Raw genomic sequence first — 21,806 nt, 5'->3', positions numbered from 1 at the left:
TGAGATGACACAGACAGAGATCCCCCAGACAGCGGAGACGCAGACCGTGCCCGTTAGGGTCGTGGACTGCGATGTCCATCCAACGCCGCGGCGGGGCGCCTTGGCGGAATACCTCGATACGAGGATCGCGCGCGAACAGGCGCTCAAGGCGGAGGGGGCCAACAACGGACTGGTCTACGATCCGCCGGATTTCCACCACTCGAAGGCCATGCGGGTCGATTCGTTCCCGGACGATGGGGAGTTCGCGTGCTCGGACCCGGATCTGGCCTTTCGTCAGCTGGTGCTCGACTCCGGATCCGACGTGGTGATGCTCGGTCCCACGACGGGTGGAATGGGTGACACAGAGGAAGAGGTGACTGCGATGGCTGCGGCCACCAACCTCTGGCAGGAGGCGCAGTGGCTTGACCCGGTGAATAACTGGCACGGCCGGTTCTACGGGTCCATTTGCGCCAACATCACCGAACCCGGGCGGGCAGCGCGGGAGATTGAGCGCTGGGCCGGCCATGAGCGCTTCAAACAGGTCCTGATTTATGCTGAGCCGCGACCTTCCTGGGGAAACCCCAAGTACGACCCGGTCTGGGAGGCCGCTGTCAAGCACGGCATTCCGGTGGCGTGCCATCTCAGCCGGGGGCTGCACAACCTTCTGCCGATGAGCCCGGTCGGGTTCATGACCTACAACCACGACTTCATGGTCACGTACTCGATGCTCGCGGCCAATCAGGTCATGAGCCTCATCTTCGACGGCGTCTTTGAACGGTTTCCGACTCTGAAGATCGTCTTCATCGAGCACGCCTTCTCGTGGATATTGCCACTGATGTGGCGGATGGACGCCATTCACGCGGCTCGCGGCAAGGAGACGGGCCTGAGCAAAAAGCCTTCCCAATATGTGTTGGAGAACATCTGGTTCACCACACAACCGCTCGACTACCCCGAGGACAAGCTTGAGCTGACCAGGTCGCTTGAATGGATGGAGGCCGACAAGATCATGCTGTTCTCTTCCGACTATCCGCACTGGACCTTCGACGAGCCCCGCTGGTTGGCCAAACACATACCGGAGCGCATGCGGAACGCGGTAATGCATCAGAACGCGATCGATCTGTTCGGGCTGCCGAGCCGCGTGGGGGCTCTCGCAGGACAGGTGAGGGCGTTCTGATGGCACGCACTGAACTCCCCCGGGGCCGCGAGCATGTCGTCGCGACCGTTGACGAGATCCCCCCGGGTGAGCACAAGGTCGTCCCGATAGGGCGTTATGGAGTCGGCGTCTACAACGTGCGCGGAGTTTTCTATGCCATTGCCAACTACTGCCCGCACGAGGGCGGCCCGCTGTGCGTTGGCCGCACCCGCGGAACGAACGTCGTCGACCAGGAGCGTCCCGGCGGAGCACGGCAAAGCCGTGAGGGCGAGTTCATCTACTGCCCCTGGCATCAATGGGGTTTCGAGCTGGCCACCGGAACAACCACCGTCAAGCCCGAGTGGAGCATTCGCACCTACCCGGTCCGCATCGACGGCGACCAAGTGGTGATCACCGCGTGAGCGCCCCGGCGGGTACCACTGTGGGTGTTCCGGTTGCCGTCTATCCGGCGATCGAGCCACGCCTCCTTCGCCTCGACGGTGCCGAGGACGTGAACGCGTACCTGGACGGCGGCGGGTACGCGCCTCTGCTCGACCCTGACGCACTGCTCGACCAGGTCACTGCCGCGGGTCTGCGGGGACGCGGCGGAGCAGCGTTCCCTCTTGCCCGAAAGATAACCACTGTGCGGGGCGGCAGTGTTGCACCGGTTGTGATTGCCAACGGCGAGGAGGGCGAGCCGTCGTCCGTCAAGGACAAGTGGCTGCTGCGCAACCGTCCGCACCTGGTCCTTGACGGTTTGCGGCTCGCTGCCGTTATGGCGGGTGCGGAGCGAGCGTACGTATACCTCTCGGACCCCTTGGCTGCCGACAGCATTGAACGCGCGCTCTTGGAGTATCCCGGTCGGGCAAGGAACGGACCCGACATAACCGTCCACCGGGTATCCCCCGCGTACGTGGCGGGAGAGGAAACGGCTGCCGTGCGTTCCCTCAACGGCGGCCCGGCACTGCCCTCCGATAAGCCGCCGCGTCCGTTCGAGCGCGGCGTTGACGACCGGCCCACTCAGGTGAGCAACGTGGAGACGCTCAGTAATCTGCCGCTGATCCATGCCAGGGGCAGCGCCTGGTACCGCTCGGTGGGAACCGACGATTCAACCGGGACCTACCTGATGACGCTTTCGACGTCGGGCGGCACCGTCCTGGCGGAGGTGCCGTTCGGTGTCACGCTTCGAGAGGTGCTGACGTGGCGCGGGCACGATGCCCCGGTCACGGGTGCGCTGATGGGAGGCTACTTCGCGGGGCTCCTTTCCTCCCGCGTATTGGATCTTCCTCTTGAGTACGTCGCGGTTGCTGCCGCGGGCAGCGGCCTGGGGTGCGGAGCGGTCGGCGTCCTTGACGAGCACACCTGTCCAGTGACCGTCGCCGGCGGAGTTCTCCAGTACTTCGCGGCCAACAACGCCGGTCAATGCGGTTCGTGCTTCAACGGAACAGCCGCCATGGCCGCCGTTGTCACCGGCTTGCGGCTTGGCCGAGCCCGGGAACCCGATATCGACCGGCTGCGCCAATGGGCGGCCGGCCTCCGGGGCCGTGGGGCGTGCGGCACCTTGGACGGCGCAACCAATGCTGCTGCAACTCTCCTGCGGGAGTTCCCGGATGCCGTCCAATCCCACCTGATCGACGAATGCTCGTCCTGCATTACCAAAGGTGAGCATTTACCCGCACCGTTCGCGGTCCATGGATATTGAGGAGGCAATTTTGCGCATCAAACTCGATAGGACGGTCTGTGACGGCTTCGGTGCGTGCGCGTTGCACGCGCCGGAGATCTTTTCCCTCGACGACTGGGGTTACCCGTCACTCATGAGGGACGGTGAGATTCCGCCGGAGCAGGAGGCTGGCGTGCGCCGGGCGATCCTGGATTGTCCGGCACACGCGATCCTCGATCTCGCGGACATGCACCCGGAGCGTCTGGGCGGAGACCCGGGCGTTTCGAGGTCCGGGCGCCCGGACGCGAAATGGCCACTGAAGGAGCGCTTAAAGCAACGATGAACACTTGCCGGTCGACGCCATTCCACAAACGAATCTGAGCAAACATCTGGTTCTCTTCGGAGGCTGCTTCGTTGAGATTGGAACTATTAACAGTGAGGTTAATGATGACCACCACAACCAATCATCTCCCCGCCGACAACATCGAGTCTGCGATCGCTTTGGGCCCGAACGGTGACGATGTCAATGCGAAGGTCCCCCACCACATGGGCGACTCGTTGCATGTTCCGGCGGAACGCTATTACTCGCGGGAGTTCTTCGAGCTCGAGAAGAAGCACCTCTGGCCCCATGTGTGGCAGATGGCTGCTCGCGAGGAGGAGATCCCCCAGCCCGGCGACTTCGTGGAGTACGAGGTCGTCGGTCAATCCCTGCTCATCGTGCGTCAGCCCGACATGAGTGTGAAGGCACTGCACAACGCGTGCCGGCACCGGGCCACCGAGCTCGGCAAAGGCTGCGGCCGATTCGCAGGAGACCAGATCGTCTGTCCGTTCCACGGGTGGCGCTGGAAGACCGACGGTTCGATCAGCCACGTCTTCGGCCGGGAGGGCTTTGATACGGAAAGCCTGAACCCGGACAACATCAATCTGCGGGAAGCACAGTGCGATACGTGGGGCGGCCATGTCTGGGTCAATCTGGATCTGAATGCCCCTCCGCTGCTGGAAGGGCTGTTTCCGGCCGCAAACATCCTGGAGCGGATGGGCGTGCCGAACATGCGGGCGAAGTGGTGGAAGGAAGCCATCATCAACTGCAACTGGAAGCTCGCTCAGGAAGCGTTCTTCGAGGGTTGGCACGTGAAGCAGACCCACCCGCAGCTCTACACCTACGCCGGCGATATGGACAGTGAAGTCAACAAGCAGAACGTCGCATACACGGCGTTCCTCAACGGTCACGGCCGTTTCCAGAGCGGCGATGCGCGCCAGTCATACGGCGGAAAGGCCGACTTCCTCGAGTCGGCGCGCAACTTGCAAAAGGGTCAGGACGCGATGACGCTGGAACGCGACCTCACCGTCTTCGAATCGGTTGCCGGGGGCATGGACACCAGCACGCCGGAATACACGCAGAAAGCACTCACCGCGTTGTTCCAGTTCTGGGCCGGGGCCGGCATCAAGGCGCCCGAACTCACTCCCGAGGTCATGAAGATGTGGGGCGGTGACATCCACCTCTTTCCGAACTACCTGATGCTGCCCATGTACACGAACTGCCTCGCGTACCGGATCCGTCCGTACAACGATGACCCTGACTGGTGCCGGTTTGAGGTGTGGTCGCTGACGACCTACCCCGACGGCCACGAGGACGGGCGGCTGACCCTCGCCGGCAGGTACGACAAGGACGACGCCGATCACTGGGGGCTGATTCCCCGGCAGGACTTCGCCAATTTGGAACGCATGCAGCGTGGAATCAAGAACCAGACCATGACCCAGACGACCTTGTCCGAGCTTTGGGAGAACACGATCGCGAACATGCATCAAGAGCTTGACCGCCGGCTGGCAGCGGAGCTCTGAGGAGTCATGTTCACGGAGAACACCGCACAGGATCTCAGTCTCGCCCAGGACGCACCGTTTACGCGCGCCCTGGGCGCCAAGCTCATCGACATCGACCGGAACCGGATCAACGGGTCGGACGAACTGGTGCTCCGAAAGGCTGTCTTCGGACTGCTGGAAATCGTAGGAGATCTCGAGGCGCGGATCAGCGCCCTGGAGGGGCCCGAAGCCCGGGCACTGTGGCGGGCGAAGCTCGAAGCCGAGTTGGCTGGTCCAACTCCTGATGAAGTCCGGCGAGGCGAATGATGCGTCCAAAAACAGGGGGTGGCGTATGCCCCACGTAAAAATCCTGCCGGCCGGCGTCACCCTCGAGGTCAACCCCGGGGAGGCCGTGGCCGAGGCGGCATGGCGCCAGGGATTCGTCTGGCCAACGCAATGCTGGGGCCAGGCCGACTGCATGACCTGCTTCACCAAAATCGTCGACGGGGAGCGCGATGCCGTCCCTGCCGACGAGGTGGAACGCGATGCCATTCGACTCAAGATGACCGGTCGAATGCGGAATGACAGTCTCATCCGGCTGGCCTGCCAACTGCGCTGCACGGGCTCGTCGCTCGTGGTGGAGAAGAGGGGCTTTCGGCCGGCCGAGTCCGAAGACAACAACATGGAACCAGTGGAGAGGAGCGCGACATGAGCGCATCCGAGGACAGCACGTCCGGGAAGACCCCGGAGTTGGGCACAGATGTGCTCCGCGAGCTTTGGCGGTCGATGACGCGTGAGGAAGCTCTGGACACGCGCATCCTCAAGGGCATCAAGCGCGGTGAACTTGCAACTGTCATCTGGCCCTCCCGCGGCCAGGAGGCGGTATCGGCGGCGATCGGCCAGGTGCTGCGCCCGGACGACCGGCTGATCACCACTTACCGCGGACTGCACGATCATGTGGCGAAGGGGGTGCCCCTCACCGAGATTATCGGTGAGGTCATGGGCACTGCCGTCGGTGCCTCACGGGGTAAGGGCGGGACGATGCATATCGCCGATCCGGACCACGGGGTGCTGCTGACGACCGGGATTGTCGGCTCGGGTGTGCCCATTGCAGTGGGCGTCGCACTCGCAGCCGTGAAGTCCGGATCGGACCGGGTCACGGCCGTAACTTTCGGTGATGGTGCGACGAACACCGGTTCATTCCATGAAGGCGTCAACCTGGCTGCCACCTGGCAGCTCCCCGTCGTCTTCATCTGCCAGAACAACCTCTATGCCGAGATGACGCCGGTCGAGGACACCATGGCGATCGAGCACGTTGCCGACCGGGCCAAGGGCGTGGGCATGCCTGGAGTCACGGTCGACGGCAATGACCCGGTCGCCATGGTTCTCGCATTGACGGAGGCGGTCGACAGGGCACGGTCCGGCGGCGGGCCGACACTGATTGAGGCGGTCACGTTCCGGTTCGAAGGTCACTATGCCGGCGACTCGGCCCCGTACATCCCCGCTCAACAGCTGGCGCATCAGCGTGAACTTGATCCCATAATCACGTTCCCCCGCTATCTCCTGGCACATGGATTTACCCAGGTGGAGCTCGATGAGATCAGCGCCGAATCCGTCGAGGCGGTCGAGGAAGCCCTCAAGACGGTCCTAGCAGCACCCCTACCGGACATGGAAGAGATCCGGTCCGATGTCTACGCCGATGGATTGGTGGTCACCCATGACTGAAACCCGTGTTATTTCGATTCGAGAGGCGCTCAACGAGGCGCTCGACGAGGCGCTGCGGACGGATCCGACTGTCTTCCTCCTGGGCGAGGACCTGGCCGATCCGGCCGCCGGCGTCAACGCGGTGACCCGAGGGCTTGCGACAAAGTACGGCGCAGACCGGGTCATGAACACTCCGATCTCTGAGGCAGCGATCATTGGTGCCGCCGTCGGTGCCGCGATCGAGGGATACAAGCCCGTTGCCGAAATCATGATCATGGATTTCATCGGGATCGCCATGGATCAGATCGTCAACCACGCCGCGAAGGTGCGCTACATGTCAGGCGGCAGGACGACGAGCCCGATCACGGTCCGCACAGCGGTATTCGCAGGCACTGGCTCCGGCGGCACGCACTCCCAGTCGCTCGAAGCCTGGTTCATGCACGTGCCCGGCATGAAGGTGGTCTACCCGAGCAATCCGGCCGATGCCAAAGGTCTGCTGCTCTCGGCGATCTTCGATCCCGACCCGGTCCTGGTCATCGAAGCGTCGCGCCTCTACGGGGTCAAGGGCGAGGTGCCGGTCGGGGACGGCCACCGGGTCCCCATCGGCAAGGCCGTCGTCGCCAAGCCAGGAAAAGACCTCACGATCGTCACCTACGGTCAGGCCACCGCTCTGGCGCTGCAAGCGGCAGAGCGGCTCGGCGAAGAGGGTGTGGATGCCGAAGTGATCGACCTGCGCACCCTGCTGCCGCTCGACATGGACACGGTCCTGGAATCCGTGGGCCGTACGCGCCGCGCGGTCATCGCACACACCGCCACCACCGTTGCAGGTCCGGGTGCGGAGATCGCGGCCCAGATTTCGGCCAAGCTGTTCGGCATCCTCGACGGGCCTGTCCAACGGGTTGGCGCACGCTTCACTCCGATCCCGGCCCGGGCTTCGGAGTCCGCCGTAACGCTCAGTGTCGATGGCATCGTCGACGCCGCACGAACAACCATGGGAGCCATGCGTGTCTGACTATGTAGCTGTGAAAATTCCGAAAATTTCGATGTCGGCAGAGGAGGTTCTTTTCGTGGAATGGCTGGTTGAGGATGGTGTACCCATCGGCGAGGGCGACGTTATCTACAGCGTCGAGACGGACAAAGTGGGAACGGAGGTCGAAGCGGCCACAAGCGGCGTGCTCCGGCACGGCACTGCCGTCGGGGAAGAGACGTACGCCGTCGGCACTGAAATCGGCCGGATCGAGCGTGCAGCATGAACGCCGTCGTGTGGGACGAGGAATTCGACGTCGTCGCGATCGGCAGCGGTGGAGGCGGCCTGCTCGCCGGCATCGCTGCACGTGAGGCAGGAGGCCGTGCGCTCGTCGTGGAGAAGCGCGACCTCTTCGGCGGGTCCACTGCGATGTCCGGCGGAGTTATGTGGCTTCCGAACAACCCGCTGATGCAGAAGGACGGGATCGAAGACTCCGACGAGCTGGGAATGCAGTATTTCGCTTCCACAGTCGGCGACGTCGGGGCGGCATCGACCGTTGCGCGCCGTCGGGCGTTCATCCACGAGGGCCAGGCCATGATTCGCCTGCTGGAGCGAAAAGGCGCACGCTTCACGCGGTGCGTGAACTACAGCGACTATTACTCGAACCACGAGGGCGGCCACGCAACCGGGCGTTCGATCGAGCCTCTGCCCTTCGCCGGGCGGCGGCTCGGCAAGTGGCTGTCCAAGATCCAGCCGGGCATGGCCTCCGGCCTTGGCATGGCTGTCATGACCAACGAACTGCGCGACGTGCAGTACTTCAACCGGTCGCCGCGGTCGCTGGTCACGGCGGCGCGGGTGCAGTTGCGGACATGGACCGCCGGCGTCACCAAGCGTCCCGTCCTGACGAACGGGACGGCGCTCGTGGCTGAACTGGTCAAAATGTGCGTGGACAGTGGCGTGGATCTCTGGCTGGACACGTCGTTCCGCGGATACGTCGTCGAAGAGGGCGTCGTGACGGGTGTGCGTCTTGAACGGGACGGCAAGCCGGTCGCGGTCCGTGCCCGGCACGGTGTCGTCATGGCCGCAGGAGGCTTCGCCCGCAATGCCGACCTGCGGCAGGAGTATGGCGGCGACCAATGCCCCGATCCGTCGTGGACAATGGCCAATCCGGGAGATACCGGTGACACCATAGCCGCGACCCTCGAGCTGGGGGCGTTGACCGATCTGATGGACGAAGCCTGGTGGCTTCCGAGCCCTCGCCGGGAGCTGGCCGCCGGCACGCTGTCGGCGGCGAGAAACCGCCCCCGCACCATAATGGTGGGCGCGGACGGGCGGCGGTTCGTCAACGAATCCAACTCGTACGTTGAGATTGGCAAGGCGATGTTTGCCCGGCAGAAGGTCACCGGCGCCGTTCCCTCCTGGCTCATCTTCGATGACCGCTATCGCCGGACGTATGCGCACAAGGCCAGCCTTCGGTTTGGGCAGCTGCCGAAGGAGTGGCTGGATTCCGGGCTCCTGAAGCGTGCGGACACGCTGGCTGAGCTGGCCGTGCAGTGCGGGATCGATCCGGAGGGTCTCGCCGACCAAGTGGCGAAATTCAATCGGCACGCTGTGCAGGGGCGCGATCCGGAGTTCGGTCGGGGAAGTTCCGCCTACAACCACTGTCTGGGTGATCCCAACCCCTTCGTGGTGAATCCTGCGGTCGGGCCGCTGGATACCGGGCCTTACTACGCGTTCGAAATCGTGCCGGCCGACGTCGGTACATCCGGCGGGTTCCTTACCGACGAGTCCGGGCGCGTTCTGTCCGCAGAAGGCCCGATTCCCGGGCTGTATGCAACCGGCAACTCCACGGCGACCGTAATGGGACGCCACTATCCAGGGGCCGGAGCGAGCATCGCATACTCGATGGTCTTCGGCTACATCGCCGCACGTCACGCGATGGACACTGCCATTGAAAGGAATCATCAGGCTCAGAAGGAAGCGGCGCCTGAACTGCTGCTGCCCGAACCGTCCTAACGGATTCGGCACAGCGTTCAGGCGGATCCCGGTTGCCCGCCTCGGGTTCTCCGGGATTCTGCTGCCATTTCGGGAAATCCCTGCCGGCAAGGGCAGGGATTTCCCGAAACAGTCGAATCTGCCCTCAGCCGGCGGAGACGGCCTGCGCGGCATCGCGGAGCTTACGGATCGCCTCGTTGGGATCCCCGCTGCCGTACACGGCCGATCCGGCCACAAACACGTTGGCTCCGGCCTCGGCCGCGCGTTCAATCGTGTCGGCGGAAATGCCGCCGTCCACCTGCAGTGCCAGCGGCAGGCCGGAGCCGCGGATGGCCTCGGCGGCCCGGCGGATCTTCGGCAGCGTGATGTCCAGGAATTTCTGCCCGCCGAAGCCCGGCTCCACGGTCATGATCAGCAGCATGTCCAGCTCGGAGAGCATGTCCAGGTACGGCTCAACCGGGGTGGCCGGACGCAGCGCCATGCCGGCCTTGGCTCCGCGGTCGCGGATGTCCCGGGCCAGTTTGATCGGCGCGGCGGCCGCTTCCACATGGAAGGTCACCGATGCCAGTCCCAGCTCCGCGTAGGCCGGAGCCCAGCGGTCGGCGTCGGAAATCATCAGGTGCGCGTCCAGCGGCAGCGTGCTGACCTCCTGGATCCGCTGCACTACGGGCAAACCCAGGGTCAGGTTCGGCACGAAGTGGTTGTCCATTACGTCCACGTGGACGGCATCGGCGGTGCTGATCCGTTCCAGCTCGGCCTGCAGGTTGACGAAGTCGGCCGAGAGGATGCTCGGGTTGATGCAGCACTTGCTCATGGTTCTCCTTGTGGACTTGCTGAAATCAGGGCTTGCGGCGGATCAGGGCCAGGAACATGGCATCGGTGGCATGGATGTGCGGCCACAGCTGCGCGGTCGACTCATGTCCGGCGCCCAGGTTTCCAGTCAGGCTGACGGAGTCCAGTGCGGCGCCGGCATCGAGCAACTCCAGGTCGTTGCGCAGGCGCAGCACGTCGGTGACGACGGCGGTGGTCTCGGCCGGATGCGGCGAGCACGTCACGTAGGCCACCACGCCGCCGGCCTTCACGGCGTCGACGGCGGCGGTGAGCAGGTCCCGCTGCAGTGCACCCAGCTCCCCCACGTCGGAGGGCTTGCGGCGCCAACGTGATTCCGGCCGGCGGCGCAGGGCGCCGAGGCCGGTGCACGGGGCGTCCACCAGGATGCGGTCGAAGGTGTCCGGATACTGCTCGGCGATGCTGCGTCCGTCGCCGGTGCGCACATCCCAGACCTCGCCCGGAACGGCCTCCAACGCCTGGCGGACCAGTTTGGCGCGGTGTGCCGCCGGTTCGTTGGCCAGCAGGACGGCGCCCTGTTCGTTGGCCAGGGCGGCAAGCAGCGCCGCCTTGCCGCCGGGTCCGGCGCACAGATCCAGCCACTGTTCGCCGTCGCGGCTTCCGTCAGCGGTGCGGTCACCCAGGTCCAGGCCGGCGAGGGCGCGGGCGACCAGCTGCGAGCCGGCGTCCTGCACGCGGGTGGTGCCGGCCCGCACCGAGTCCAGGCGGCCGACGTCGCCGGCCGAGTACAGTGCCGAGTCCACCACGAGTTCGCCGTCAACGGCTCCGGCGGCGCGGGCCTCGTCCAGGTTTCCCAGGCCGGGCAGGGCCACCAGGTTCACGACCGGGGCGTCGTTGTCGGCCTTGAGCAGTTCGGTGATTTCGTCGACGCTGCGGCCGTGGGCCACGAGGGACTGGCGCAGGGCGCGGACGATCCATTCCGGATGGCTGTGTTCGATGGCTGCGCGGCGGGTGGCGTCGGTTTCGTCCCGGGTCAGCTCCGCGACCCAGGTGTCCAGGTCACGGGCGGCCACCTTGCGCAGCACGGCATTGATCAGCGCTGAGGGCCCGGCGCCGATGACGGCGCGGGCCAGGCCGACGGTCTGGTCCAGGGCCGCATGGGGCGGAACCCGCATGGCCAGCAGCTGATGAGCGCCGATGCGCAGGGCGTCCAGAACGGCGGGGTCGAGCTTATCCAGCGGGCGGTCCACGCACTTGGCCAGGACGGCGTCGTACGTGCCCTGCCCGCGGAGGGCACCGTAGGCAAGTTCGGTGGCGAAGCCGGCATCGCGCTTGTCGAGCTGGTGCTTGCGGATGCTCTTGGGCAGCACCAGGTTGGCGTAGGCGTCGTCCTCGGAGACGGCGCGCAGTACCTCGAAGGCCACCAGCCGGGCCGGGTCAGCGGCGCGGGTGCGCTGTCCCGGCGCCTGGGCGGTGCGGCTGCGGACGGCGGGACGGCTGCGTTCGCGGCCCTTCTCGTTCCGTTCCTTGTTGCTTCCCGAAGAGCCCTGGGACGCTTTGGCCGAGGAGTTTTGGTTCTGGGGAGTGCTGTTCTGCGGGGTCATTCGAAGACCACGTCCTCACGGTTGGCCAGGCCGCGGGCCCAGTCGGCCCCCGGCATCATTTTCTTGCCGGCGGGCTGTACCTGCACCAGTTCCAGGCCGACGGATCCGGTGCCCACCACGGCGGATGCCTGTGTGCCTCCGGTGAAGCGGACCTGGCCGGGAGCCAGATCGGTGATGTCCGGGCGCAGCGCTGCCGAGCCGATCTTGAACCGGGCGCCGTCCCAGGTGGTCCAGGCTCCCGGTTCGGGTGTCACGCCGTTGATCCGCCGGCGGATGGCCAGCGCCGGCTGGTGCCAATCCACCCGCGCGTCGTCAATGGTCAGTTTGGGTGCCAGCGTCACGTCGCCGGACTGCGGCACCGCGTGTGCTGCGCCGGCGTGGATCGCCGAGAGGGTTTGGGCGAGCAGCACGGCACCGCTGTGCGAAAGCCGTTCCAGGAGCGCGCCGCTGGTGTCCTCCGGGGAAACGGTTTCCGTCAGCTGCCCGTATACCGGTCCGGTGTCCAGGCCCTTTTCGAGCAGGAAGGTGGAGGCTCCGGTGACGTCGTCGCCGTTGATCACCGCGTGCTGCACCGGTGCCGCGCCGCGCCAGGCCGGCAGCAGGGAAAAGTGCAGGTTGATCCAGCCGTGCGCGGGGATGCTCAGGGCCCGTTCCGGAATCAGTCCGCCGTAGGCCACGATCGCCGCGACGTCGGGGTTGGCGGCACGGATGGCGGCGACGGCGTCGTCGTCGATCTTGGCGGCGCGGATCACGGGCAGGCCGAGTTCCTCAGCGCGGGCGGCAACGGGCGACGGCGTGAGCGTGCGTTTGCGGCCCAGCGGCGCGTCGGGGCGGGTGAGTACCGCGACGACGTCGAAGCCGGCTTCCAGCAGGGCGTTCAGTGAGGGGACGGCGACGGACGGGGTGCCGGCGAAAAGTACGCGCATGGCCACGGGCCGCTAGGCCTGTCCGCGGATGCCGGAACCGAAGGATCCGCCGCCGAAGGACGCTCCGGCTCCGAAGGCCGAGCCCACCGTCTGGGCGCGCTCCGCCGTCGTGCGTCCGGCAATGGCGTCGTAGTCCGCCTGGCGGATGGCGCGCAGGGCCTTCTTGCGGTTTTCACCTTCCAGCCGGTCGATGTACAGCACACCGTCCAGATGGTCGGTTTCGTGCTGGAAGGCGCGGGCCAGCATTCCTTCACCCTCGACGCTGACGGGGTTGCCGTTCTTATCCACGCCGGTGACTCGGGTCCAGCGGTACCGCGGCACCGGGTAGCCCAGGCCGGGGATCGAGAGGCAGCCCTCCATCTGGTCTTCCTGCCGGTCTTCGCTCAGTTCCAGGACGGGGTTGACGACGTGTCCGGCCTGGCCGTCGATCCGGTAGGTAAAGACCCGGAGACTGACGCCGACCTGCGGCGCGGCGAGGCCGGCACCGTCAACGTCCTCCATGGTTTCTTCCATGTCGGCAACGAGCTTGGCCAGTTCAGGCCCGAAGTCCGTAACTTCCTCGGCGGGGGTCCGCAGGACTGGGTCGCCGATAATCCGGATGTTCAGGATTGCCATCTGGGGTTCGTTCCTTACTGTTGCTGCTGACTGGTGCACGGTGATGCAGGGTGGTGCGAAATCTTAGGACGCAGATCTGTCCAAGTACCAGTCTAGTTGGGCCGGACATGATGCATCGCCTCGGGCACTTCGCGGGCCCGGGGGTGGAGCTTGCGGGACGGCTTACGTGGCGGAGGGCTGCGCAGCGGAAACCGCGTGGGCTCCGACCGGAGGCGGCGAAATGGGCAGCAGGGCCGGCCCGGCGCCCGCGACGTCGTACGAGGTTTGCCAGAGCCGGCGGAGAGCGCAGAACTTGAACCAGTGCTGCGGCAGAACCGCCGGGTTGGCGCGCATCGGCCGGACCTCGGTCTGCCCGACCGCAACGCCGAGCAGCAACGGATCCTCTCCGTAGGCCCAGGGCTCCCAGATGCCCTTACCAGCGTCGACGAGCGATTCTTTAGCCTTCATTCCGGCGACCAGCTGCATAACCACCTTGTCATCCAGCGGCTTGACCTGCCCGTCGCGGTCAGTGTTTTTGGTCTTGTAGTCGATCAGGCAGAGCCGGCCGTTGATACGGGCCACCAGGTCCAGGGTTCCGGCGTAACCCACTTCGTCATTCCACACGGTGATCTCCGGCGCCAGGGGCTCCACCTGGTAGAGGTCCCACCATTCGTCGAAGCGGTCTGCGAACTGGTGCTCGCCGTGTTCCAGGAGCGCTGTGCGTGCTGCTTCCAGTTCATGCGGAAGATCCAGGGCACGCAGCGATACCTGCTCGCAGTAAAAATGCACCCGGGTGCCTCGTTCGGCTGCGGAATTCCGATACCGTTCCGAGGCGCGCGACGCTTCCTTGACCACGCTGCGCAGGGCTCCCGGGTTGCCCAGGCTGGCAGCAAGCTTCGGATCCTTGACGACGGCAGTGGCTGCCATGTGCCCGTGCCATCCGTCCAACGAGGTCATGGACCCCTGGGAAATGACCGTGGTGATGGACGGCACCGTGGGAGGTTCCGAGAGGGAGCGGGAGTACATCCGCCCGAATTCTGTTGCATGTGCCAGAGCTGGATCAGTCATGTCTTCAGTTTGTCACCCGGCACCGACGTTTATGCAAAACGGGTACCCGCCCAGCTTTCCGCACCGCGGCTGGTCACGAAGGGCTGTCCGACGAGGGTCGTCAGGAGAGGCTCGCGGTGTCCCGGGTCGCAGCCGGCGCGCTGGCCTCGCGGTGCAGCATGGTCTCGACCATGTGGGCGCTCTTCCATCCTGCGTCGGTCTGCACGAACCGGTGGTCGTAGTAACCGTAGTGATGCGAGGTGGTTTTTTCTCCCGGCAGCACGCACGGGTTGTAGAAGAAGGCGCGCACCTGGCATTCGCTGCCCTCAAAGCGGTAGCTGAAATTGGTGATGTAATGCTGCGTCCAGGACATCGCACCAAAGATCGGCTCAAAGAAGGCCACGATCTCTTCGGGAGTGCCGCGCAGCGGCAGGGAGTTGGAGTAATCCACGTCCGCGTTCTCCGTGAAAACGGACTTGTAAAGCTCCCAGTCCTGTTCATCCACGCCGGTGGCGTAGTTCGCCAGTTGTTGTTGGATTTCGAGCCGGGCAACCGCTTCGGTCAGTTCCATCGTTTAGCTCCTTGTGCTGTCACGTGGCTCGGGAATGCCCGCTCGTCGCCAAAACTAGCTGAGAGTCGACCCGGACACAAGGGGGGCTGGACCAAATTTTTGTTCCGTGATTCCATGAGGGAAACGTTGTTCCCCTCATCAGAGAGCCGCCAGGTACCAGTCATGGACTCCGACCTCACTCCCGACCAGAAAACCTTCCGCGACACCACGCGGAACTTCCTCAACAAGACGAGCAGCAGCCCACAGATCCGCGCTCTGGCCGACTCCGGTGCGGGCACCGACCGGACGTGGTGGTCGCAGGGTGCCGAGCTTGGGTGGACGGCCATGCTCGTTCCGGAAGACCTTGGCGGAGGAACGGTTTCCGGAGAACCGCTGCGGGACCTGTGCCTGGTGGCCCGGGAGTTTGGCCGCACCTGCGCTCCCGGACCGTTACTGACCACAAGCGCCGTCCTGACCGGGCTGGCCGCTGCCGGTGAAGCCCACGCTGAGGCGATCGAGGCGATTATGACCGGCGACAGCCTTGCGAGCTGGGCGTTTTACGAACCTTCGCGCGGCTGGGACTCGTCGACCCCCGGAACGGCGGCCGATCCCCTGCCCGGTGGCGGCTTCACACTGTCGGGAACCAAGGACCGGGTCGAAGCCGGCGAATCCGCCGACCTTTTCCTGGTGACCGCCCACAGCCCCGGGGGCCCGGTCCAGGTCCTTGTCCCCCGCGACACCCCGGGGCTCTCGGTCACGCCGTCGTGGTCGCTGGATGCCACCCGCCGCTTCGCCACTCTCTCCTTTGCAGGTGCAGTGGTCCCGCCGGGGGCGGTGGTGCAGCGCGGAGAGGCAGCCCGGGAAGCCGTCGAAACGCAGCTGCACAACACCGCCCTGCTCGCCGCTGCCGAGATGACCGGCGCCCTCCAGGCCATGTTCGATGTGACTGTCCAATGGATGTTTGACCGCTACACGTTCGGACGCCCCCTGGCCTCCTATCAGGCGCTCAAACACCGAATGGCTGACAACAAGACGGCCATGGAGGCGTGCCTGGCCACCACAGCCGGTGCCGCCGGCGCGCTGGACTCGGGTGCTCCGGATGCGCACGAAATGGTGAGCATCGCCAAGGCCTACGTAGGCGACAAGGTGCCGGCCATCCTGCAGGACTTCGTCCAGTTGCACGGCGGGCTCGGTGTCACCTGGGAGCATGACCTTCACCTGTACCTGCGCCGCACTGCCTGCGACCGTGCGTTGTACGGCACCCCCGATGAACACCGCCGGCGGATCGCCGCCACTCTCGAAGGGAACGCAGCATGAGCACCGCCACCAGCACCGGAACCGCCGACGCGACCGGCACCGAGCCCGTGGAAGAGTTCCGGCTGCGCGCCCGCGCCTGGCTGGCGGAGAACCTGCCGCCGGCTGCGGACACTCCCGCCGGCAACATCGACGACGACGTCTGGCTGCGGGCGCGGGTTCTGCAGGGCCGAATCCATGCCGGCGGATTCGCCGGCATCTGCTTTCCCAAGGAGTACGGCGGCCTGGGACTCGGCCCCGACCATCAGCATGCTTTCAACGAGGAGGCGGCAGGCTACGAACTGCCGATCGTCCTGAACGTGCCGTCCGTGGCGATCTGCGCGGCAACGATCCTGGACCTGGGCACTGAGGAGCAAAAAAAGCAGTACCTGCCGGGCATCATCAGCGGACGGGATGTCTGGTGCCAGCTGCTTTCGGAGCCGGGCGGCGGCTCCGATCTGGCCGGTGTCATCACCAAGTCGGAGCGGAACGGCGAGGATTGGACGATAAACGGTTCCAAGGTCTGGAGCTCGGCTGCCTACGCCGCGGACTACGGGCTCTGCCTGACCCGCTCCAACTGGGACGTTCCCAAACACAGCGGACTGACAATGTTCATCCTGCCGCTGAAAGCACCGGGCGTCACGGTCCACCGCATCAAACTGGTCAACGGCGCCAACGAGTTCTGCCAGGTCTTTTTTGACGACGTGCGCCTGCCGGCCGGAAACGTCGTCGGCGCGGTCGACGACGGGTGGGCAACCGCCTCGCAGCAGCTCTTCCACGAGCGCAACGCGATGGGCGGCGGATCGCCGTATGTCAGCGGTCCCCGGTTCAGCAAGGCGGCGCACGGCCCCAACCTGCTCGAACTGGCCCGCGAAACGGGCCAGCTTGGCGACACCTCCGTCCGCGACCAGCTCGCCGATGTTCGCATCATGCAGGTGGTGTCCAAACAGCTGGTGCGCCGCATCGGCAGCGCCATCGCCACGGGCGAACTCACTCCCCAGGCAAGCTCGATCCTCCGGCTGTTCGAGGCCGAGCGCACCTGGACCGAGTACGACGCCGCCTTCCGGATCGCCGGCGCAAACGCCGTCGCGGGGCCAAGCCTTCAGGACCCGGGCCACGGACAAGCAGGCCTGCGCTACCTCTCCCGCCAGGCCGGAAGCCTCGGCGGCGGCAGCACTGAAATCGCCCGCAACATCATCAGCGAACGCGTCCTTGGCATGCCCCGGGAGGCAGCTGCCGACCGCGGCGTCGCCTTCAAGGACGTCAAGCGGGGCGGCGCCTGACACATGTTTCCGAGGCCAAACGGCCCCGGGAACCGTCTCAGGCCCCGAAAACTCGGGGTGCCTGCGCTAATATTTGCTCCGGGGGCATTCCTCCCGCCGGACACCGATTAAGGTCTGCGATCCGCCACCGCGGGTTGCGACCCGCCTATAGAGGGACGCCCATGCCAAGCGAAGCTGCAACCATCGATGTGCCGCAGTCGGGGGGCGCCCGCACCGACGAGATCCGCGCGGCTGCTGGGGCACTCTTTGCTTCCAAGGGCTACGCGGCAACCACCATGAACGACATTGCCCAGGCTGTCGGTATTCTTCCCGGCAGCCTCTACCACCACTTCGCGGCCAAAGAGACAATCGCGATTGAACTCTCGGATGCCTTCCACGCTGCGCTCTACAAGGTTGCGGTCGATTTCCGCACACCCGAGCACACGGCGCTGCCCCCGGAAGACCGCCTCCGCCGGCTCGTCGCCGACGTCTCCGTCGTCGGCAAGCAGCATGCGCCTGCGCTGGGCCTGCGCATCTTCGAAGCGCCGACGGTCGCCAGCAAGCGTTTCTCCGCAGCGGTCAACCACCGCCCGGCCGCCCTGCAGCGGGTATGGCGCTCTGTGATTGCAGACCTGGCACCGCTGGCACCGCCGGGCGTGATGGACCAGGACATGCTGACCTACGCCCTGCAGGGCCTCGCGGTCAGCCCGGGCGTAAGCGCCGGCGATCCCCGGGGCGTGGACGAATCCTCCCGCCTGCTGTGCGATCTGCTGCTCCACGGCGTCGTGCTGGACGGCCCCGACAATGCCTCGCTCGATGCTTCCGCCCCGATGGCAGCCGTCAAGGATGTGATCGCCCACCAGGTCCAGCCCGACGCCGGAGACGAGACCCGCGCCCAGATTGTCACCGCCGCGCGGCGCGAGTTTGCCCGCCGGGGTTTCGATGCCACGACCATCCGCGACATTGCCGAGGCTGCCGAAGTCCGGATGGGCACGCTCTACCGGCGGATCGAGTCCAAGCAGGCGCTTTTTGCTGAGATTGTCGACAACTACGACGAGCAGCTCGACGCACTGCTCCGGGTTGCCCTGACCACGGAAGCCGAATCGGAGGCCGAATCCCTGGACGCACTGGCATTCGGCGTAGCTTACGCGGCGCGCCGGTTCACGGACGAGGCCCACATGATGTCGCTGATTTGGAACCGCCAGCAAGAATCCCAGGCCCCGGTGAACCGCTATGTCAGGCACACGAAAGAACGGCAGGAGCTGCTCGCCGGTCTGCTCGGGCAGGGCCAGGATGAAGGGCGGATCCAGAGGTATGCGGCGCCGGACATCCTGGCCAGCTATGTGCGCAGCGTGCTGTGGAGCGCTTCGGGGCGCCATGAGCGAACCAGCCAGCGGCGGATTCAGGCATTCCTGCGCGAACACCTGCTCAGAGGCGCCCTTACCCCGCGGTAAGGACTCCCCCGGTGCCGGGGCCGCTCCAGCCTCGGTCTTCAGGTACCTCGGTGAGGCATTCAGCCCCCGCGGTGTGGTCCTCAGGCGCCGGCGGCGTGGTCGTCAGGCGCCGTAGGCCGCCAAGTCGGCAGTGAAGTCAGCGGCCTCCAGGCGCCTGCGGATCGCGGCGAGGAAGCGCCCGGCGTCAGCGCCGTCAATCAGCCGGTGGTCGTAGGTCAGCGGCAGTGAGCAGACGGAACGGATGAGGATGGACTCGGTGCCGTCGCCGGCTGCGACGACCCGCGGCCGGCGGACCACCGCACCGGTGCCCAGGATGGCCACCTCCGGATAGTTGATGATCGGCGTGTCAGTCAGCGTCCCCGCACCGCCGATGTTCGACAGCGTGATGGTGCTTCCGGTGAGTTCGTCCGGGCCGGCCAGGCCTTCCCGGACCCTGCCCGCGAGCGCCGCTACTCCGCGGGCGATCTCGGGGATCGACATTGCCTGTGCATCCCGGAGCACCGGGACCACCAGCCCGCGGGGCGTGTCGACGGCAATCCCGACGTGGACACCGGCGTGGTAGGTGATCTGGGTTCCGGTCTCATCGATGGAGGCGTTGAACCGGGGGAAATCCTGGCCGGCCTCGACCAGGGCGCGGATGAAGAAGGGAAGGTAGGACAGCGGCACCCCTTCGACCTCCAGGAAGCTCCCCTTGACCCGGCTCCGCAGTTCCGCAACGGCGGTGACGTCAACCTCCTGGACGGCCGTCAGCTGAGCTGCAACACGCAACGACTCGGTCATCCGCGAGGCAATGATCCTGCGCATCCGTGGAAGCCGGGCGGTAGTCCCGGCTTCCGGCCCTTCCGGCCCTTCCGACCCTTGCGAGGCCCGGGGCCGGGAGCCGGCAGCGTCGGTCTCTGCCGTCATCGGTTACTCGATTTCCGCTACGACCGTGCCCACCGGATAGGTTGCCCCTTCAGGCACCTTGATCCGCAGGATCCCGTCGATCGGGGATTCGACGTCGGTCGAGGATTTGTCGCTTTCGAGCAGGTAGATCGGATCCCCGGCCTTCACCTCGGCACCTTCCGCCACAAACCACTCGGCGATCTCGCCCTCCTGCATGGTGACCCCCAGCTGCGGAATCTTAACCTCGGTTGCCATCTGTCTCCTTCGTGCGTCATATGGAGGGGGTTGCTTCGTTGGACGGGCGGCGGCTCCCGGGAGCCGCCGCCCGGGGGGGGTGGAGCAGTCAGTCAATAAGCGGGGCGACCGGCAACGGGTAGCGGCTGGTGACCGCCAGGAGCAGCGCCTTGTTCCCGGTGGCTGGATAGGCCATCAGCTGTTCCTCGGAGCGCCGAACGCCCAGCAGCCGGAAGAGCTCCCAGTCACTCGGCAGCTCCACCTCGCAGCCGATGTCCGGGCCGCCGAAGAGCGCCTGCGAGGTCGGGGTCTTCAACAGCAGCCCCGACTCCCCCACGAGTCCGAGGTAGCGCACCCAGCCGACCATGGCCGAGAGAGCCTCCTCAAGTCCGGCGCTGTGGTCCTGGTACTCGGGGCCCAGCGCCGCCCGCACATCGTGTTCGTGCGTAACGACGTCGACGACGAGCGGACCCGAGGGATGCCCGGCGAACATGGCGGCGAGCGGGCCGAGCAGTGCTTCCCACTCCTTGGTGATCGAATCCACGGTATGGTTTGCGCGTGCCTCGACCTCCCGCTCAATGGTGGCCTGCACATCGTCTCCCCAGCCCAGCTGGTTCACGGAGATGGAGGCGACGCTGGTGAGATGGGCCACCACATTGCGCACGGTCCACGCCGGGCTAGCCGGAACAACGGTGTCGGCGCGTTCCTCCCCTGCCCGTCGAGCCACGGCGATCAGCCGGGCGGCCCCGTCCAGATAGGCCTGAAGCATGTCCTCGTTGCTCGGCGCTTTGTCGAGCACCGGGTCTGGAAGTTGAACAGTCATTTGCTGCCTTTCGGTGTGAAAGCGAAGCTGCGGTCAAAACTGCTGAGCTGCGGTATCCATAGCAACTCAGAACTGGGCGGGCTAGAACAGGGACCGAACCGCCTGCTCGATCCGACCGGCGTGCGGCAGGTACTCCGCCTCGAGGTTCCGGGCATACGGGACCGGGGTTTCCGCACCGCCGACGCGGCGCACGGGACCGGCCAGCTCGCCGAAAAGCTCTTCGGAGATGGTGGCTGCAAGTTCGGCACCGTAACCGCCGCGGCGCACTGCTTCGTGCACGATGACGGCCCGCTTGGTTCCGGCCACTGCGTTGAGCAGCCCTTCCCTGTCAAGCGGGACCAGGGTGCGCAGGTCGATGACCTCGGCATTGATGCCGTCGCCTGCCAGCTTTTCCGCGACACCGATGCAGTCGTGCACCTGGCGGCCCCAGCTGACCAGCGTCACGTCGGAGCCCTCACGGGCGGTCCGCAGCTTGCCCAGCGGCACCCGGTAGTCACCCGGCGGAACGTGGCCCTTCTGCGTGAAGTAGAGCATGAACATTTCCACGAAAACGACCGGGTCGTCGTCGAAGATGGAAGACAGCAGCAGCCCCTTGGCATCCGCCGGCGTCGAGGGCACAACCACCTTCAGCCCGGGGGTGTGCGTCAGCTGCGCCTCCAGCATGTCGGAGTGCTGGGCCCCGAACCCGCCGCCTGCGCCGGTCGTGGTCCGCACCACCAGCGGAACCTTGGTCTGGCCGCCGGACATGTAGCGAAGTTTCGCCGCGTGGTTGATGAGCTGGTCCGAGGCTACGGCCAGGAAGTTCATCAGCATGATCTCGGCCACCGGGCGCATCCCGGCGATTGCGGCGCCGACGGCGGCGCCCATGATGGCCTGCTCTGAAATCGGCGTGGGACGGACCCGTTCCAGTCCAAACTTGGTGGAGAGACCCTTGTGGATCTTGAATCCGCCGCCGGCGGGGTCCTGGATGTCCTCACCGAGTTCGAAGACGGTCTCGTCGATCGTCATTCCCACATCGAGGGCTTCGTTGATCGCCTGGACCATGCTCAGGATTCGTTCCTGCGGCGTGTCGTCGGTGCTTTCGGGGGCCTGTGCTTGCGTAGTCATT

The 21,806-nt window shown here is 65.8% G+C and carries 24 protein-coding genes; 14 read left to right on the top strand and 10 right to left on the bottom strand.

Going from position 1 to position 21,806, the window contains the following annotated elements; translation table 11 throughout:
• Positions 1-4 precede the first annotated feature (4 nt).
• From QNO08_RS07285 to QNO08_RS07235, 11 genes are all read left to right on the top strand, one after another.
• Positions 5-1,153, top strand: coding sequence for an amidohydrolase family protein (locus tag QNO08_RS07285; protein ID WP_229966802.1), 1,149 nt, complete (start codon positions 5-7; stop codon positions 1,151-1,153).
• Complete coding sequence (locus tag QNO08_RS07280; RefSeq protein ID WP_229966803.1) at positions 1,153-1,533, top strand: Rieske (2Fe-2S) protein; 381 nt, start codon at positions 1,153-1,155, stop codon at positions 1,531-1,533. Before QNO08_RS07285 ends, QNO08_RS07280 begins: the two co-directional genes overlap by 1 nt.
• Positions 1,530-2,813 carry an NADH-ubiquinone oxidoreductase-F iron-sulfur binding region domain-containing protein gene (locus QNO08_RS07275; RefSeq protein ID WP_229966804.1) on the top strand — a complete coding sequence of 428 codons (1,284 nt, stop codon included), beginning with the start codon at positions 1,530-1,532 and terminating at the stop codon, positions 2,811-2,813. The genes QNO08_RS07280 and QNO08_RS07275 overlap by 4 nt, the downstream gene beginning before the upstream one ends.
• A complete protein-coding gene (locus QNO08_RS07270; RefSeq protein WP_229966805.1) occupies positions 2,803-3,114 on the top strand; it encodes a ferredoxin in 312 nt (103 codons plus the stop codon). The genes QNO08_RS07275 and QNO08_RS07270 overlap by 11 nt, the downstream gene beginning before the upstream one ends.
• Positions 3,115-3,218: 104 nt before the next feature.
• A complete protein-coding gene (locus QNO08_RS07265) occupies positions 3,219-4,613 on the top strand; it encodes an aromatic ring-hydroxylating oxygenase subunit alpha (protein ID WP_229966806.1) in 1,395 nt (464 codons plus the stop codon).
• Positions 4,614-4,619: 6 nt separating this feature from the next.
• On the top strand, positions 4,620-4,898 hold the full coding sequence (locus tag QNO08_RS07260) for a hypothetical protein (protein WP_229966807.1): 279 nt from the start codon (positions 4,620-4,622) through the stop codon (positions 4,896-4,898).
• A 25-nt stretch (positions 4,899-4,923) separates the two neighbouring features.
• A complete protein-coding gene (locus tag QNO08_RS07255) occupies positions 4,924-5,283 on the top strand; it encodes a 2Fe-2S iron-sulfur cluster-binding protein (RefSeq protein WP_229966808.1) in 360 nt (119 codons plus the stop codon).
• A complete protein-coding gene (locus QNO08_RS07250; protein WP_229966809.1) occupies positions 5,280-6,296 on the top strand; it encodes a thiamine pyrophosphate-dependent dehydrogenase E1 component subunit alpha in 1,017 nt (338 codons plus the stop codon). Before QNO08_RS07255 ends, QNO08_RS07250 begins: the two co-directional genes overlap by 4 nt.
• Entirely contained in the window at positions 6,289-7,287 is a 999-nt protein-coding gene (locus QNO08_RS07245; RefSeq protein WP_229966810.1) for an alpha-ketoacid dehydrogenase subunit beta, read from the top strand. Before QNO08_RS07250 ends, QNO08_RS07245 begins: the two co-directional genes overlap by 8 nt.
• Positions 7,280-7,528 carry a biotin/lipoyl-containing protein gene (locus QNO08_RS07240; protein ID WP_229966811.1) on the top strand — a complete coding sequence of 83 codons (249 nt, stop codon included), beginning with the start codon at positions 7,280-7,282 and terminating at the stop codon, positions 7,526-7,528. The genes QNO08_RS07245 and QNO08_RS07240 overlap by 8 nt, the downstream gene beginning before the upstream one ends.
• Entirely contained in the window at positions 7,525-9,258 is a 1,734-nt protein-coding gene (locus tag QNO08_RS07235; protein WP_229966812.1) for an FAD-binding protein, read from the top strand. Before QNO08_RS07240 ends, QNO08_RS07235 begins: the two co-directional genes overlap by 4 nt.
• Before the next feature lie 124 nt (positions 9,259-9,382).
• On the opposite strand, the gene rpe is transcribed toward QNO08_RS07235, so the two are convergent.
• From rpe to QNO08_RS07205, 6 genes are all read right to left on the bottom strand, one after another.
• Positions 9,383-10,051, bottom strand: a complete 669-nt coding sequence (gene rpe / locus QNO08_RS07230; RefSeq protein ID WP_229966813.1) for a ribulose-phosphate 3-epimerase — start codon at positions 10,049-10,051, stop codon at positions 9,383-9,385.
• Between the two features lie 25 nt (positions 10,052-10,076).
• Complete coding sequence (locus tag QNO08_RS07225; protein ID WP_229966814.1) at positions 10,077-11,630, bottom strand: RsmB/NOP family class I SAM-dependent RNA methyltransferase; 1,554 nt, start codon at positions 11,628-11,630, stop codon at positions 10,077-10,079.
• Positions 11,627-12,556 (bottom strand): methionyl-tRNA formyltransferase, encoded by a 930-nt coding sequence (gene fmt / locus QNO08_RS07220; protein WP_229966815.1) that lies wholly within the window; start codon positions 12,554-12,556, stop codon positions 11,627-11,629. The genes QNO08_RS07225 and fmt overlap by 4 nt, the downstream gene beginning before the upstream one ends.
• A gap of 12 nt (positions 12,557-12,568) precedes the next feature.
• Positions 12,569-13,171 carry a peptide deformylase gene (gene def / locus QNO08_RS07215; RefSeq protein WP_229966816.1) on the bottom strand — a complete coding sequence of 201 codons (603 nt, stop codon included), beginning with the start codon at positions 13,169-13,171 and terminating at the stop codon, positions 12,569-12,571.
• A gap of 162 nt (positions 13,172-13,333) precedes the next feature.
• Positions 13,334-14,218, bottom strand: coding sequence for a PD-(D/E)XK nuclease family protein (locus tag QNO08_RS07210; protein ID WP_229966817.1), 885 nt, complete (start codon positions 14,216-14,218; stop codon positions 13,334-13,336).
• 100 nt (positions 14,219-14,318) lie between these two features.
• Positions 14,319-14,768, bottom strand: a complete 450-nt coding sequence (locus QNO08_RS07205; protein WP_229966818.1) for a nuclear transport factor 2 family protein — start codon at positions 14,766-14,768, stop codon at positions 14,319-14,321.
• A 162-nt stretch (positions 14,769-14,930) separates the two neighbouring features.
• Between QNO08_RS07205 and QNO08_RS07200 the strand changes: the two genes are divergently transcribed.
• The 3 genes from QNO08_RS07200 to QNO08_RS07190 all read left to right on the top strand — a co-directional run bounded on the left by QNO08_RS07200 (position 14,931) and on the right by QNO08_RS07190 (position 18,756).
• Positions 14,931-16,064, top strand: coding sequence for an acyl-CoA dehydrogenase family protein (locus QNO08_RS07200; protein WP_229966819.1), 1,134 nt, complete (start codon positions 14,931-14,933; stop codon positions 16,062-16,064).
• Positions 16,061-17,323 (top strand): acyl-CoA dehydrogenase family protein, encoded by a 1,263-nt coding sequence (locus QNO08_RS07195; RefSeq protein ID WP_229966820.1) that lies wholly within the window; start codon positions 16,061-16,063, stop codon positions 17,321-17,323. Before QNO08_RS07200 ends, QNO08_RS07195 begins: the two co-directional genes overlap by 4 nt.
• 161 nt (positions 17,324-17,484) lie before the next feature.
• Positions 17,485-18,756, top strand: a complete 1,272-nt coding sequence (locus QNO08_RS07190; RefSeq protein ID WP_229966821.1) for a TetR/AcrR family transcriptional regulator — start codon at positions 17,485-17,487, stop codon at positions 18,754-18,756.
• Between the two features lie 102 nt (positions 18,757-18,858).
• Here the strand turns inward: QNO08_RS07190 and QNO08_RS07185 are convergent, their stop codons facing one another.
• The 4 genes from QNO08_RS07185 to QNO08_RS07170 form a co-directional block, all read right to left on the bottom strand.
• On the bottom strand, positions 18,859-19,662 hold the full coding sequence (locus QNO08_RS07185) for a 2-oxo acid dehydrogenase subunit E2 (RefSeq protein WP_269439215.1): 804 nt from the start codon (positions 19,660-19,662) through the stop codon (positions 18,859-18,861).
• Positions 19,663-19,665: 3 nt separating this feature from the next.
• Complete coding sequence (locus QNO08_RS07180; protein ID WP_229966823.1) at positions 19,666-19,896, bottom strand: biotin/lipoyl-containing protein; 231 nt, start codon at positions 19,894-19,896, stop codon at positions 19,666-19,668.
• Positions 19,897-19,984: 88 nt separating this feature from the next.
• Complete coding sequence (locus tag QNO08_RS07175; protein WP_229966824.1) at positions 19,985-20,698, bottom strand: maleylpyruvate isomerase N-terminal domain-containing protein; 714 nt, start codon at positions 20,696-20,698, stop codon at positions 19,985-19,987.
• An 81-nt stretch (positions 20,699-20,779) separates the two neighbouring features.
• Positions 20,780-21,805 carry an alpha-ketoacid dehydrogenase subunit beta gene (locus QNO08_RS07170; protein WP_229966825.1) on the bottom strand — a complete coding sequence of 342 codons (1,026 nt, stop codon included), beginning with the start codon at positions 21,803-21,805 and terminating at the stop codon, positions 20,780-20,782.
• Position 21,806: the final 1 nt, after the last annotated feature.

The sequence above is a fragment of the Arthrobacter sp. zg-Y820 genome (genome assembly GCF_030142155.1).
In the GTDB taxonomy this organism is placed as follows: Bacteria; Actinomycetota; Actinomycetes; order Actinomycetales; family Micrococcaceae; genus Arthrobacter_B.
Note: the sequence above shows the minus strand (reverse complement) of the source record. Positions and strands in the feature narration are given on the sequence as shown.